The following is a 13,035-nucleotide window of genomic DNA, read 5'->3' as shown; positions in this document are numbered from 1 at the left end:
CAGCCCCTCCGACGGGGTCACGTCCGCCTTGCCGCCCCCGCCCGTGTCCGGCCTGCTGAGCATGGCACCAGCCGCACCCGCCAGGAACGCCAGCCCCAGATTCTGGTCGGCACCCAGCGCGGAGTTGACGGCCGCGCCACCCGCCACACCCGCCGCACCACCGATCGCCGTACGCCCGATCAGCGAGTTCGCGAACTTCGGCACGAAATGCGAAGCAACCCCGGAGAACGCACCGAAAACAGCACCACCGATCGCACCACCCAACGCCATATTGCCCAGCGCCTTGGTGTCGAAGTGCTTACGCGTGCCCTTCAGGATCTCAATACCCTGAAGAAGCGCCTCCAGCCCCGACATCGACGCCGCACCGATCGCCGCCGACATGAACAACCGCCGCAGAATCGCCGCGATCACCTGCCGCACACCCGTGATCAGCGCCGGCACCGCCGCCAGACCGAACAACGTGTTCGCCAGGAACGCCAGCTCCACCAGCATCCACGCGAGCATCGCCTCGGTCATCGCGACCGCGTGATCGACCTCCAGAGCGTACTCATCGCTCTTCAGACGCAGATTGTCGGCCGCCTTCGCCAACTCCGGCAACGTCGAAGCCAGCGACTGCATATAACCGTCGAACGCCTCGGCCGGCCCACCGTTCACATTCGACAGCACACCGCCACGAACCGAGTGAACCTCGCTGATCATGCCCTGAAGCTGCGAGGCCAGACCGCCCCACATCTCACCCTGCGCACGCAACAACGCAGGATCGGCATCCGGCAACTCCGTACCGGTGATCAGCGCGGCCCACCGAAGGGGCTCAGGAACAGTACTCACACGCGCCCGCCGCGCCCGCGTCCACTGCCCCAGCCACAGCCACAACCACAGCCACAACCACTGATGAAGTTCTCAGTCATGGCAGGCACGGCTCCAATCCGGACAGTGGGTCAGGGCGTCGGCGGCCGGTCGGCCGGGGCACTGCCGCCGGGGCTCGGAACGGGCAGGACAGGCGGGACGGGTACGGCGGAGTGCCGAAGCGGCGGAGCGATACCGTGCGAGACGGGGAGCGTCACCGACGCCGTCACACCGCGCGCCCACGGCCCACGTTCGACCGCAGGCAGGTGCGGGGGCACGACCTCGGCAAGGACCGTGGTGGCCTTCCCCCTGGCCTTCTGCACGGTCGTGACGATCAGGTCCGCGAGTTCCTCGGGTGCCATGCCGCGGTGGGCGCCGGTGGGCAGTTCCGCCGACAACAGCTCTCCCTGCGGACCGACCGTGACTTCATGGCCTGCGTCTTGGCCGTGGCGGTGCCCGTCATCTCGCGCATACGACTCGGCGACTCGCCGGTCTGCGTGACCCGGGCCTGGTGGCCCGCCCGCAGTTCCTCGAGCTGCTCGTCGTACCGCGTGGACACTGCTCGCTCCTCGTAGTCGGACGATCAGTCGATGATCGTCTCCGGGGCGGCCCAAGGGACACGCGAGGCGGCTGCCGCCTCAGGCCCGCCACTCAAACACGTCGGGCCGCATGGGAGAACGGCGGTGGGTGACGCCTGCCCGAACGAACACCGACATTGTCAGAACAGGCGGAGTTCATGGGCAGCTCACCACCCAGTCCCTCTGGATCGAGGGCACCGACACCGTGCGGATGGCCATCACCGGCGGCAGCGGCGCGTACCGTGGCGCCACCGGCGAACTCACCTGCGACGACATCCAGACCTCGCACGAGACCTACCGCGTCTCGCCGGACCGGTGACCGGCACGGCGCCTGCGGGCTCATCGCCCGCTCCTCCCGGAGCGCGACTCCTCGCCGAGGTCGGCCATGTCCAGCAGCAGCATCGCGTCGTGATCCGGGGTCCCCGGCGCCGCCTGGTAGGTGACGAGGCGCTGACCGTCCGCGCGGGAGATCGTCATCACCTCGAAGCCGAGGCGCATCGAGCCCACCTCGGGGTGCCGGAAGTGCTTCCGGCCGCCGCCGTGCGCCCGTACCTCGTACCGCTCCCACAACCGGGCGAAGTCCGGGCTCTTCATCACCAGTTCGCCCACGAGCTGGGCCAGCTCCGGCACGTCCGGATCGGCCCCCGCCATCGCCCGCAGGTGGGCCGCGCCGTGCGCCGCCATCGTCTCCCAGTCGGGGTACAGCCTGCGGCTCATGGGGTGCAGGAACATGTAGCGGGTGAGGTTGCGCCGCTCGGCCGGCCAGTCGGTGAGTCCGGGGAAGAGACGCAGGCCGGGGCGGTTGGCGGCCAGCAGGTCGTTGGCACGGCTGACGACGTAGGCCGGTGACGGGCGCAGGGTCTCCAGGAGGGTGCGGACCGAGTCCCGTACGGCGTGGACCGGCTGCGGAGACCGTGTCGACGGCTGGCCGGCGGCGAGGGCCGCCAACTCGTGCAGCCGGTGCAGCGCCTCGGGCGACAGCCGCAGCGCCTTGCCGAGCGCCTCGACGACGGCGGGCGAGGGCCGGGTCTCCCGGCCCCGTTCCAGCCGCGTGTAGTAGTCGACGCTGACCCCGGCCAGCGTCGCCAACTCCTCGCGGCGCAGGCCCGGAGTGCGGCGGACGCCCGTGCCGGCGGGCAGGCCCACGTCCTGCGGGCGGACCTGTCCGCGACGGGCACGCAGGAAACGACCCAGTTCCGTACCTTCACTCATCCGGCCATTTTCGCAAGCCGTCCCGCGTCCGGACAGGCCGTGTCAGGGCCGGGAACAGCACTCCCCCGTACAGCCCGGTCTGCCTGGCGGCGCACGGACCGGGCACGGTGATCCCAGGTGTATCCCAGGTGGAACGAACGTCTCAGTAACGTCTCGGTGAGGAGCGGTACGCGATGAGCGTGGCCCAGTCCAGGACAGGCGCGACGGCCGAGGGAGGGAGGTCTCCAGGAGCGCCGGGGCGGATCGGCTCCGCCACCGCCGCCCTCGTCGCCGCCGTCCTCGGTTTCTTCGTGATCACCCTGGATGTCTCCGGCGTCAACGTGGCGCTGCCCGCCGTGGGGCACGACCTCGGCGGTTCGCTGTCCGGACTCCAGTGGGTCGCCGACAGCTACACCCTGATGTTCGCGGCGCTGATGCTCTCTGCCGGCGCCCTCTCGGACGCCGTCGGCGCGCGGCGCGCGTACGGCTGGGGGCTCGGCGTCTTCACCCTCGCCTCGGTGGCCTGCGGGCTGGCGCCGTCGATCGGGGCGCTGACGGCCGCGCGGGTGGTGCAGGGAGGCGCGGCGGCGGTGATGGTGCCCGCCTCGCTGGCGCTGATCCGGCAGGCCTTCCCCGACGACCCGGACGCGCGGGCGCGCGGGATCGCCCTGTGGACGGTCGGCGGCGCGGTGGCCATCGCCGCGGGCCCCGTCCTGGGCGGGCTGCTCACCACGGAGTGGGACTGGCGCACCGTGTTCTTCCTCAATGTGCCCGCCGGGCTCGCCGCCTTCCTCACGCTGACGCGTGCGGTGCCGTCCGCCCGCCACCCCGTCGTCTTCGACCTGCCGGGGCAGCTGACGGCGGTCCTGGCGCTGGCCTCGCTCACCTTCGCCGTGATCGAGGGCGGGCACCACGGCCTGACCGCGACCGTGCCGGCCGCGGCGGCGGTCGCGGTGGTGGCCGCCGCCGCCTTCGTGGCCGTCGAGGCGCGGCGGCGTGCTCCGATGCTCCCCCTGTGGCTGTTCCGCCGGCGCGGGGTCAGCGTGCCGGTCGTCGCGGGCTTCGCCTGCAACGCCGCGTTCTACGGCGGGGTGTTCGTGCTGAGTCTCTTCTTCCAGGAGCAGCGGGGGCAGTCGGCGTTCTCCGCCGGGCTGATGTTCGTGCCGATGGCGGTGATCACCGCTCACTTCAACTACTTCTCCCCCAAGGCGGTCTCCCGCTACGGCCCGCGTTCCGTGGTCGTCGCGGGGCTGCTGACCGGTGCGGTGGGCTGCGGCGGGCTGGCCGCCGTCGACGCGGGGACGCCGTGGTGGGTGACCGCCGTGCTGATGGTCCCGCTGGGCATCGGCGGTGCCCTCGCCATGCCGGCGCTGACCTCCCTGATGCTCGACAGCGTCGCCGCCGAGCGGGCCGGCACGGCCGCCGCGCTGCTCAACACCAGCCGGCAGACGGGCGGAGCGCTCGGCATCGCGGTCTTCGGCGCACTCCTCGCAGGCGATTTCGCCCCGGGCATGCGGGAGAGCCTGCTGCTCGCCGCGGGCCTGCTCGTGGCCAACGCACTGGGCGCGGCGGCCCTGTTGCCACGCCACCGATGACCGAAGGTGTATGCCGACGGCGGGAGAGTCCGGCGGACTTCACCGAGCGGTGCACGTGGGCGGCTTCCCCCCGTCCATCACCTGCCACCGGGCCGGCGGCTGCACCACCGAAGTGGTGTGGTTCCGGCCCCGCCCCTGCTGTACGCGGGGCCGACCTGATCCGCCGTCCGCCTCGCCCCGCTCCTCGCCAACCGAACACGAAGGCCGTGAGCGACGGGCCCGCACGTCACCGAAGGCACCGACGTGTTCTAGAGGGTGGTGATCCGCCAGGCGAGGACACCCTCGGAGCCCTTGGTGCCGGCCACATCGATGCGGACCTCGCCATCGCCCTTCACGCGTCGCCGGACCACGGACCGGTCGCAGGGGACCGGCGCGTCGGCACCCGACGTGGTGGGGGCGATGGTCAGGTGTGCGCTGCCGTGCCCGAAGCACGTCACGACAAGCCGGTACGTCGTGCCCGCGCGGAGCTCCGGTCGCGTGTGAATGCCGTCTGCGGCACGTTCCGATCCGCCCTCCAGGAAGACGCCGCCGGAAGCGCCGGCCACGACGGCTGCCGCCTGTCTCGTCAACTCCCTCTCAGACGGCGGACTCGGCACCTGAGAGGGAGCGGCGGACTGCTCGGTAGGCGTGGCCCGGCCGGCGCCGTGGCCGTCGGAGTCCTGGCTGCACGAAGCGAGCAGCAGGACTGACGCGGCGACCGCGGCACAGGCCGGAAGCCTGCGCGAGCCGATCCGATGCGCTGGTACTTGGCTCATGTCACCTCGTACCCCTACGAGCCGTACTGTCATACGGCCGTATCACTTGGACTTGACGTCGCGAGCGTACTTCCTACCGGCCGGCGGATGCCTCCCGGCGCTCGTAGGAGACGGCGTAGGCCCGGCTGCGGAAGGCGAGGACCGGGTCGTCGGAGAGTTCGATGCCGGGGGTGATCCGGGTGGGGTCGTAGACCTGGGCCGCCCAGTGCTCCTGGTCCGCGACGGGGGCGGTGATCCGCAGGTGGCCCGCGACGATCTCGGGCCGGTCGGCCGGCCAGGGTCGCGTGGGGTCGTCGGTGGGATCGCCCTCCTGGCCCAGTTGGACGTGGAGCGTGAAGCCGACGGGGCCGTCGGCGAGGCGCTGGACCAGTTCTTCGGCGAGGTACTCGGGGTCCTTGTCCGCCGCCTCCTGCTCGGTCAGTTCCCGGAGACCGGTGTCGGGCTCCCAGCGGTAGCGGACCGGGCGCCGCTCGCCCTGGGGGTCGACCCAAACGAAGGCGTGTACGGCCCAGTACCGGACGGTGCCGTAGCTGACCGGGATGGGCATCCGGCCGGCCTCCTGCAAGGCGAGTGCGGCGGTGGGGTGCGCGGTGGCGTACGCCCGCACCTTGGCCGGGTCGGGGGCTCCGGTGGCGGGATCCTTTCGCAGGGCGCCGAGGAATTCCAGGAACTGACCCGGAGTGGCCGCGAAGAACACCGGGACGTTGACCGAGACCAGGTCGGTGGCGGTGCCGTCCGGCAGCAGGAAGCGCGCGGCGAGACCACGGCCGGCCCGGACCCCGTCGTGCACGGTCGGGTTGGTGTTGGAGTTGGAGAAGCGCACGACGACGGGCGTCGGAGCCGACTGTAGGTGGGCCGCCGTGGTGAGCGCGGCGGCCTCGCCGGACGGGGTGAAGGTGGCGTCGAAGCAGAGGCCCCGGGCGTGGACGCGCCGGTATCCGGGGTATGTTCCGCTGACGTCTTCGATGGTGTCGACAGTCGTGACGGCCAGAGGGTCGTGAGAGCGATCGTTCATGTCCGGAGTGTAAATAACTTTAGCGACAAGGGAGTTCACTCATGACCCGTCCCGCCGTGGCGCGTTAGGGTCCTTTCGCTGTCTGCCAGACCCGGGTATTCCTGTTGTGCATACCACCGCACAAGGAAGGAAAGCAGCGATGCTGGTCGAATCGGTCTACCGGAGTGAGGACGTGCCGGCCGCGGACAGGTTCGACAGCTGGCGCACACTGGTCGGTCGGACACACGCGCCGGTGGATCTGATCAGCGACCACCGCGATGACTTCCGGGTCTTCCAGCGGACGGTGGACCTCGGGTCCGTATCAGTGTGGCCGTCGTCGTTCCAGCCGGTGATCTTCCGGCGTACTCCCGAGCTGATCCGGAAATCCGACCCCGAGGGACTGCACCTCACACTCCCGCTCGAGGGGTCCTTGTACGTCAGCAGGGAGCGGGACGAGGCGTCGTACGGCCCGCGCAGTCTGAACGTCCTCGATACGTCCCACCCGTTCGAGGTTCGTCCCGTCGCAGGGAGCGACGGGCGGCATCGGGGCGTGGGGCTCGAAGTGCCTCTGGCGCTGCTGCCCGTTCCGGAGCGTCTACGCGACCGGTTGCCCGGGCTCAGGCTGTCGGTGGAAGAAGGATTCGGCGCTCTGCTGGCGCAGTTGCTCACTCAGCTGGCGAACGGCACCGGTTCCTACCGACCGGCCGACGGACCCCGTCTGGGTAATCTCGTGGTGGACCTGCTCTCCGCGCTGCTCGCGAACGCTCTCGGAACGCACGACTCGCTGCCGTCGCAGACGCACCGGCAGACCCTCGTCCTGCGCATCCGCGCCTTCGTCCGGCAGCACCTGCACGACCCGCGGCTGACCCCGCGCACCATCGCCGCGGCACATCACATCTCCCCCAGCTACCTGCATCGCCTCTTCGCGGACGAGGAGGAGACGGTCGCGGCCTGGATCCGCGCCCAGCGCCTGGAACGCGCCCGCCACGACCTCGCGGAGCCCGGGCTGCGCACCGTCCCCATCCACGCCATCGCCGCCCGCTGGGGCTTCCCCCGAGCCGCCGACTTCACCCGCGCCTTCCGCACCGCATACGGCATGCCACCCAGCGACTACCGCAACCGCGCGACGCTTCACTCCGAGTAGACGCGACTCCACGCCGCCCCAGGCCCCGCTGTTCGCGCCGCCCCTGTCCCAGGACGGACGAAGTCCGTTGTCCGGTAACCGGGTCGGCGGTGGGTTGACTGTCCGGGGCGGCATTGCGGGATCTCGCGCGAGCGTCTCGTGGATCACCCGGACCAGACCCAACTACCGTTCCAGCGCCCGATCTTGTCGAGCCGACGGCCCGGATGTTTGACTTCTCCGGTGACTGGAGGATCAGACGCGTTCGGTGACCTCGGCCCAGTGGTCAGCCGGCACCCGGTGGACCATCAAAAGCGGTGGGTCAACGCGGGCTGCGCACTGCTGATAGCCGTCCCGTCCGGCTGGCTGGGCGCGTGGGGCTGGTCGGCTGCCGGTGAGGGGTCGGCCGGGAGCAACAGGGCGATCGGTCTGCTGCTCGGCCTCGCGCTGGGCGCCGTGGCGATCGCGGTGACCCAGGCCGGGCGGGCTCTGCGCGGCGAGCGCGGCGAGTACTTCGAGGTGCGCCAGGATGGCCTGGTCCACGGTTCGCAGAGGGGCGTCGCGGGCTGGTCCTGGAACCGCGTCACCTCGCTGCACGTCGACGGCGACGCGGTGAACGGCATCGCGACCCGGCTCGGCAACGGCTACCGCATCGAGATCGGCCTCGACGACGGCACCCGGCTCCGGACGGACGGGCTCGCCCGGCGCGCCGGCGACCTGGGACGCGTGCTGCTGACCCGGTGCCCGCACGTCGCTCTGAAGCCGCGGATCCCCTGGTACGGCCGGGCGGGCGGCTGGCCGCTGGTGGGGGCCGCGGCGTGCGCGGCGGCGATCGCCGCGATGCTCTTCTACATCACGGCTCACCCGGACAAGGAACACCGGATCCCCGCCGGTGGGGGCATGACCATGGTGAGGACCACCGAGCCGGGCATCAGCGAGGCTGGCTACGCCGTGCTGAGCATCGGCATGCTGGTGTGCGCCGTCACCGCGATCACCCTCGTCATCGCCTACGTACGCGGCAGGGCGTATCGCTGAACCCGTCGGTGTGCACGTGGTGCGCGGCACCGCGTCCGCTCGGTGACGCGGGAGCCGCCGGAGGAAGTCCGCCTCGGCCTCCGCCCGCCGTCAACCCCCAGCAGGTTTCTCGCGTTGCTCGTAGGCCCACACCGCCAGCTGCGTGCGCGAGGTGAACCCGAGTTTGCCCAGGATGCGTTCGACGTGGTTCTCCGCGGTGCGCTGGGCGATCGTCAGGCGCGCCGCGATGTCCTTGTTGGTGAGGCCCTCGGAGACCAGCTCCGCGACCTGGCTCTCGCGCCGCGTCAGCCCCGGCACCCCGGTCGTGTCGTCCAGTACCCAGGCCATCGCCTCGTCCACGGTGGCGCGCGCACCGCGGCGGAACTCCCGGTCGAAGGCGGTGGCGGGCAGCGCCTCCCGTACCGCGGCTTCGAAGCGCAGATGCTGCGCGCGCATGAACGGCGCCGAGCCGAGCCGCCCGCCCACCGACTCCCACACCATGTGCAGCACGCCCAGGAGGCGGGCCGCGCGCCGCGGGGAGTCCTGGGTGCTCCACGCGATGACCTCCACGCACATGGCCACGTCCCACCAGTCCTGGAACGGGCGCAGCCGGACGATGGCCGCCCGGGCGTGCGCGATCGCGCGGGCGGGCGCGTCCGCGCGCCGGGCCAGCAGGGCGCGGGCGAGCAGGGCCATGCCGTGCAGCCATGACTCGTCGTGTGCGCGAGCGGCCGCCTCGACCTCGCCGCACGCCTCGTCGGCCGCGGCGACCTCCCCGCCGTAGGCGTGCGCGATGGCGAACTTGACTTGGCATTCGAGGGCCGCGTCGAGGCAGCCCTGCGCGTCGAACTCGGTGCGCGCTCGTGTGAACAGCCGGGCGGCGCTCGCGAAGTCCTCGCGCCAGACGGCGAGGATGCCGTGGTGGTGCCACACCCACGCCGACTCCAGCCGGTGGCCGCCGCGCCGGGCCGCCGCCTCGCACGCGGCGAGCGCGCGCCGTACAGCGGCCTCCGGGTCGCCCTGGAGGATGCCCAGATACGTTTCGGTGACCTGGGCCTGTACGCGGACGGCGGCGTCCGGGCCGGCCGCGTCGTCACCGTCGCCGTGCGCGTGGTCGGCGGCGAGCAGCCGCGACAGCCAGCGGCGGCCCTCGGACAGCACGCCCGCGGTGATCCAGTAGTGCCGGGGCGACACGGCCAGGGCCAGACCGGCCCGCGCCTGTCCGGGCCGCTCCAGACAGAATTCCAGGGCCGCGCGCAGGTTCGGGTGGTCCAGGCGCAGCCGGGTGAACCAGTCGACCTGCCGGGGCCCGAACCACTCCTGCCCGGCTCGTGCGGTCAGTTCCGCGTACCGGTCCCGGTGGCGGCCGCGGACCGTGTCGAGCGAGCCGGACGCGGCCAGCCGCTCGTGCCCGTACTCCCGTACCGTCTCCAGCATGTGGTAACGCGAACGCCCGTGCTCCTGGCGGCGGTTGACGATCGATCTGGCCACGAGCGCGTCCAGGGTGTCGAGCAGGGCGGCGGGCGGCAGTTCGGCGTCGGCGCAGACCCGTTCGAGGCTCTCCAGGTCGAAACCGCCGTGGAACACCGAGGCCCGCGCCCACAGCAACCGCTCGCGCTCCGTGCACAGTTCGTGGCTCCAGTCGATCAGCGCGCGCAGGGTGCGCTGCCGGTCGGCGGCGACGCGGCTGCCTCCGGTCAGCAGCGCGAACCGGTCCGTGAGCCGCTCCAGGATCTCCTGGGGCGTCAGGCTCCGCATGCGGGCGGCGGCCAGCTCGAGTGCGAAGGGCAGCCCGTCCAGACGGCGTACGACCTCGGCGACGGCCGCGGCGTCGGACTCGGTCACGGCGAAGCCGGGCAGCACGGCGGCGGCCCGGTCGGCGAAGAGCGCGACGGCCGGATTGCCGCTCAGGGCGCGCACACTGTGCGCCGCGTCCGCGTCCGGCACCGGCAACGGCTCCACGGGGAAGACGTGTTCGCCCACGATGCCGAGCGGCTGACGGCTGGTCGCCAGGACGCGCAGTCCGGGTGCGGCCCGCAGCAGCGCGTCGGTGAGGCGGGCGCACGCGTCTATGAGGTGCTCGCAGTTGTCCAGGACCAGCAGGGCGCGGCGCTCGCCGAGCCGGGCGGCGAGGGCGGCCGTGGCGTCGGCTCCGGGGCGTCCCGGGTTCGCCACGTCGAGGGTGCCGAGGACGCCGGGTGCCAGCAGCTCTGGGTCCCGCAGGTCGGCGAGTTCGGCGACGTACACGCCGTCGGGGAAGGCGGAGCGCGCCGCGTCCGCCGCCACACGCAGCGCCAGCCGGGTCTTGCCCACGCCGCCGACCCCGCTGAGCGTGACCAGGCGCGCGCCGGAGAGCAGCCGTGTGATCTGCGCCGTCTCCGTCCGCCGCCCGATCAGGGGTGTCAGTTCACCGCCGAGGCCGGCGAACGCCCCCATGGCTGCGTCCGTTTCCATGAGCGGCCATCTTACGGACGCACGGCGACGGTTCCGGCACCGCGGAGGCTCGGGGTTGAGTAGTTCTCCCGTTGTCCCGCGCGCCCACCCGCCCGAGACTCGGCGAGGCGGTATCGGACGATCACGGGAGGTGTGTGTTGTCGGCAGGCGCGGCGGCCGGGCGGGAGCGGGCCGGGCAGTTGGGCGAGCGGGTGTGGACCTACCAGGGGACCTTTCCGCGCAGGCCCCTGACCCTGCTGGTCCCGCTCGTCATCTCGTTCATCGTGCTGTGCACCCAGGCCGGCGACTCCTACGACGAGGAGTCCTCGTTCCGCCTCGCGTTCTGGGCCGTGTTCGGGGCGGGCGCGGTGTGTGTCGCCCTGTGTGTGCGGCACACCCGGATCCGGGTCCGGGAGTACGAGCACGGCTTCGAGCTGCGCCGGCCCGGGCGCCGCACGCTGCGGTACACGTGGCAGGAGATCGCCTCCGTCGGTTCGACCCGGGTGTCCGTCCACATCAACCTGGCACACTCCCACGACGTGCTCAAGACCGTGATCCGGCCCTATGCGGGCGGCCGGATCCGTCTCAGGGGCCTGGACTACGTCAAGGTGCGGGAGGAGTCCGGCTTCTGGGGGCTGTTCTCGCGGGCGACCCCCGACACCGGCGAATCCTTCGTCGCGACCGCCACGCGAGCCGTTGCCGAGGCCCTCGCGCAACGCCGTCTGGACGAGCTCGGCGCGGGCGGTGAAGTCCGCTGGGGCGCCTTGACCTTCACCGGCGAAGGGCTGACTCTCGCCCCCTTCCCCGGGCCGGTGCCCTGGTCCCGGGTCTCCCTCGTCTCCGCCGGCCCGGGCAAGGGTGTCCGGCTCGACGTGCGGGGGCTGGCCGCGCACGTCGGCAGCCGGGCGCTGTCGGCCCGCGCGACGAAGGCGGGCTACCGCACCGAGGGGAACCGGCTGGAGGTGTTCATGCCCGCACACCGCCCCGGATCGGACTACGCGGCGCTGGGCATCCTGCTCGCCCGCGGCCCCGCCCTGTTCGGCGAGCGGCACGAAGGGCTCGAGCGCTGACGGCGGGTGGGACGCGGTGGCGGGCCCGGCGGGCGGCGGGTGTCAGGCGGGCGGTCTCCGCCCGGTGCCGCCGCCGCTTCCGTTCAGCGGGATCAGGGTTTCCAGCCGAGCGCCTCTGCCCCAGGAGCCCAGCAGGTCGCGGTGCACGGCGACGATGTCCTGGCGCAGCGCCAGGCCCAGCGCGGCCTTCGTGAACGAGCCGCCGGTGGTGACGAACAGGGCTACGTCGGCGCCGTGTTCGGGGCGGGCGGTGCCGACGAACCTCTGCATGTCCTGCGAGGACACGCTCCGGTGCGGCGCGTACTTCTTGCATTGCACCACCAGTTTGCGGCCGTCGGGCAGGTAGCCGACGACATCCGCGCCCAGGTCGCCGCTCCGGCCGCTGACGACGACCTTCGTGCAGCCGTCCCGCCGGCACAGACCGGCGACGTACCTCTCGAACTCCTGCCACGACAACGCGTCGACCTGGACCATGGACAACTCCCGTGCCCCGGCCTCTTCCCGCGCCCGCCAGGTGCGGTCCCGGGCGACCGCGAGCCGGTGCGCTCGCAGCAGCGCCCATCCGGCCCCGCCCACCAGGGCCGCGGCGAGTACGGCCACCAGGACGGGCCACACCGCCGCCCAGTGCCCGGCCACCCACCCGGCGGCGATCACCGCGGCCCAGCCCCGCACCTGCCCGCGCGTCCGCTTCCTCAACCGCCGGCGCCTTCGACGTGCCGCCGCCGCACCATTGATCGTCGGCAATCGTCCAGACCTCCCCGCACGAGCACCCCACCGGGCGGGGGTGGCAGCACGCCGCCCCGGCCCTCTTGTGTAGCCGGGGCGCGATGATGCCGGAGGCACGTCACGGACGAATGGCACGAACCCGTCGGACCTGGCCGGATACCGTGTGACGGCCGGTCGGCGCCTGCACGGTGACGTACGGGTCGCCGGGCGCGCCGCCGCGGGGGCCGGGGGCGCCGAGTCCGCGGAGCCGAACGGTTCCCTCCGGACCGGTCCTCCGCTCAGTCCGGGGCGCGGCGTTCGTCGTCCAGGTGGGCCATGGCGCAGCCGTGTTCCTCCGGGTGTCGCGCGAGTCGGGCCATCGCCCACGCGGTCTTCGCGTCCATCCCAGCGCCGAAGCCGGCGGCCAGGCGCCCCGCCTGCCACGTCGTACGCGGGGCGAGCAGCCACCGTACGAGCGGGAACCGGACCCTCCCGGTGCCGGCCGTCGTTCGGCGCGGCCCATCGGGGGCGTCCTCGGAGGGGGGATCGGTACGGGGGTCGGGCACGCCCGGAGTCTGGCGTCGGCCGTGGCCGCCGTGGTGTCCATCGGGCCGGAGATCACCGAAACGGGCGACGCGACAGGACTTTCGATGTGACGCCTCGGGGAGCGCGGCGCGCGCGGGACGTGGTCCGGTGCGCGAGCGGAGCCGGGCGGAGGCACGGTCGTGTCCGGG

Annotated in this window: 13 protein-coding genes; 6 read left to right on the top strand and 7 right to left on the bottom strand. The window is 72.5% G+C overall.

The features are described from left to right. The first annotated feature begins 379 nt into the window (after positions 1–379). The gene (locus IF37_RS44355; RefSeq protein ID WP_158727296.1) at positions 380–529 is read left to right on the top strand and encodes a hypothetical protein; all 150 of its coding nucleotides are present in this window, start codon (positions 380–382) and stop codon (positions 527–529) included. A 409-nt stretch (positions 530–938) separates the two neighbouring features. On the opposite strand, the gene IF37_RS0106690 is transcribed toward IF37_RS44355, so the two are convergent. After that, positions 939–1,244: a hypothetical protein gene (locus IF37_RS0106690; protein WP_030737662.1), complete on the bottom strand. Its 306-nt coding sequence runs from the start codon at positions 1,242–1,244 to the stop codon at positions 939–941. A gap of 289 nt (positions 1,245–1,533) precedes the next feature. On the opposite strand from IF37_RS0106690, the gene IF37_RS44350 reads away from it, so the two are divergent. Beyond that, complete coding sequence (locus IF37_RS44350) at positions 1,534–1,743, top strand: hypothetical protein (protein ID WP_158727295.1); 210 nt, start codon at positions 1,534–1,536, stop codon at positions 1,741–1,743. A 20-nt stretch (positions 1,744–1,763) separates the two neighbouring features. Here the strand turns inward: IF37_RS44350 and IF37_RS0106680 are convergent, their stop codons facing one another. After that, positions 1,764–2,636: a helix-turn-helix transcriptional regulator gene (locus tag IF37_RS0106680; RefSeq protein WP_030737659.1), complete on the bottom strand. Its 873-nt coding sequence runs from the start codon at positions 2,634–2,636 to the stop codon at positions 1,764–1,766. Between the two features lie 173 nt (positions 2,637–2,809). Here IF37_RS0106680 and IF37_RS0106675 point away from each other — a divergent pair, with 173 nt between their 5' ends. Beyond that, positions 2,810–4,210 (top strand): MFS transporter, encoded by a 1,401-nt coding sequence (locus tag IF37_RS0106675; RefSeq protein ID WP_052845006.1) that lies wholly within the window; start codon positions 2,810–2,812, stop codon positions 4,208–4,210. A 248-nt stretch (positions 4,211–4,458) separates the two neighbouring features. Here the strand turns inward: IF37_RS0106675 and IF37_RS0106670 are convergent, their stop codons facing one another. Then, positions 4,459–4,647 carry a hypothetical protein gene (locus tag IF37_RS0106670; RefSeq protein ID WP_253915669.1) on the bottom strand — a complete coding sequence of 63 codons (189 nt, stop codon included), beginning with the start codon at positions 4,645–4,647 and terminating at the stop codon, positions 4,459–4,461. A gap of 391 nt (positions 4,648–5,038) precedes the next feature. Next, entirely contained in the window at positions 5,039–5,980 is a 942-nt protein-coding gene (locus IF37_RS0106665; protein WP_037855832.1) for a catalase family peroxidase, read from the bottom strand. A gap of 139 nt (positions 5,981–6,119) precedes the next feature. Here IF37_RS0106665 and IF37_RS0106660 point away from each other — a divergent pair, with 139 nt between their 5' ends. Further along, complete coding sequence (locus tag IF37_RS0106660; RefSeq protein ID WP_030737646.1) at positions 6,120–7,103, top strand: AraC family transcriptional regulator; 984 nt, start codon at positions 6,120–6,122, stop codon at positions 7,101–7,103. Positions 7,104–7,322: 219 nt separating this feature from the next. After that, positions 7,323–8,114 carry a hypothetical protein gene (locus tag IF37_RS0106655; RefSeq protein ID WP_158727294.1) on the top strand — a complete coding sequence of 264 codons (792 nt, stop codon included), beginning with the start codon at positions 7,323–7,325 and terminating at the stop codon, positions 8,112–8,114. 90 nt (positions 8,115–8,204) lie between these two features. Here the strand turns inward: IF37_RS0106655 and IF37_RS0106650 are convergent, their stop codons facing one another. After that, positions 8,205–10,547: a LuxR C-terminal-related transcriptional regulator gene (locus IF37_RS0106650; protein ID WP_253915668.1), complete on the bottom strand. Its 2,343-nt coding sequence runs from the start codon at positions 10,545–10,547 to the stop codon at positions 8,205–8,207. A 134-nt stretch (positions 10,548–10,681) separates the two neighbouring features. On the opposite strand from IF37_RS0106650, the gene IF37_RS0106645 reads away from it, so the two are divergent. Next, positions 10,682–11,596: a hypothetical protein gene (locus tag IF37_RS0106645; RefSeq protein WP_253915667.1), complete on the top strand. Its 915-nt coding sequence runs from the start codon at positions 10,682–10,684 to the stop codon at positions 11,594–11,596. A 42-nt stretch (positions 11,597–11,638) separates the two neighbouring features. Here IF37_RS0106645 and IF37_RS0106640 read toward each other — a convergent pair whose 3' ends face one another. Together IF37_RS0106640 and IF37_RS0106635 are read right to left on the bottom strand one after the other, a co-directional pair. Next, positions 11,639–12,292, bottom strand: a complete 654-nt coding sequence (locus IF37_RS0106640; RefSeq protein ID WP_030737633.1) for a restriction endonuclease — start codon at positions 12,290–12,292, stop codon at positions 11,639–11,641. 308 nt (positions 12,293–12,600) lie between these two features. Then, positions 12,601–12,867, bottom strand: coding sequence for a hypothetical protein (locus IF37_RS0106635; RefSeq protein ID WP_037855827.1), 267 nt, complete (start codon positions 12,865–12,867; stop codon positions 12,601–12,603). Positions 12,868–13,035: the final 168 nt, after the last annotated feature.

Source organism: Streptomyces sp. NRRL S-31 (genome assembly GCF_000718775.1).
Taxonomy (GTDB): Bacteria; Actinomycetota; Actinomycetes; order Streptomycetales; family Streptomycetaceae; genus Streptomyces.
Note: the sequence above shows the minus strand (reverse complement) of the source record. Positions and strands in the feature narration are given on the sequence as shown.

What these genes read in the sequence shown, in the direction of transcription:
- IF37_RS44355 (WP_158727296.1), top strand. Translation starts at nt 380, where the DNA reads ATGAACAACCGCCGCAGAATCGCCGCGATCACCTGCCGCACACCCGTG.
- IF37_RS0106665 (WP_037855832.1), bottom strand. Translation starts at nt 5,980, where the DNA reads ATGAACGATCGCTCTCACGACCCTCTGGCCGTCACGACTGTCGACACC.
- IF37_RS0106680 (WP_030737659.1), bottom strand. Translation starts at nt 2,636, where the DNA reads ATGAGTGAAGGTACGGAACTGGGTCGTTTCCTGCGTGCCCGTCGCGGA.
- IF37_RS0106650 (WP_253915668.1), bottom strand. Translation starts at nt 10,547, where the DNA reads ATGGAAACGGACGCAGCCATGGGGGCGTTCGCCGGCCTCGGCGGTGAA.
- IF37_RS0106675 (WP_052845006.1), top strand. Translation starts at nt 2,810, where the DNA reads ATGAGCGTGGCCCAGTCCAGGACAGGCGCGACGGCCGAGGGAGGGAGG.
- IF37_RS0106660 (WP_030737646.1), top strand. Translation starts at nt 6,120, where the DNA reads ATGCTGGTCGAATCGGTCTACCGGAGTGAGGACGTGCCGGCCGCGGAC.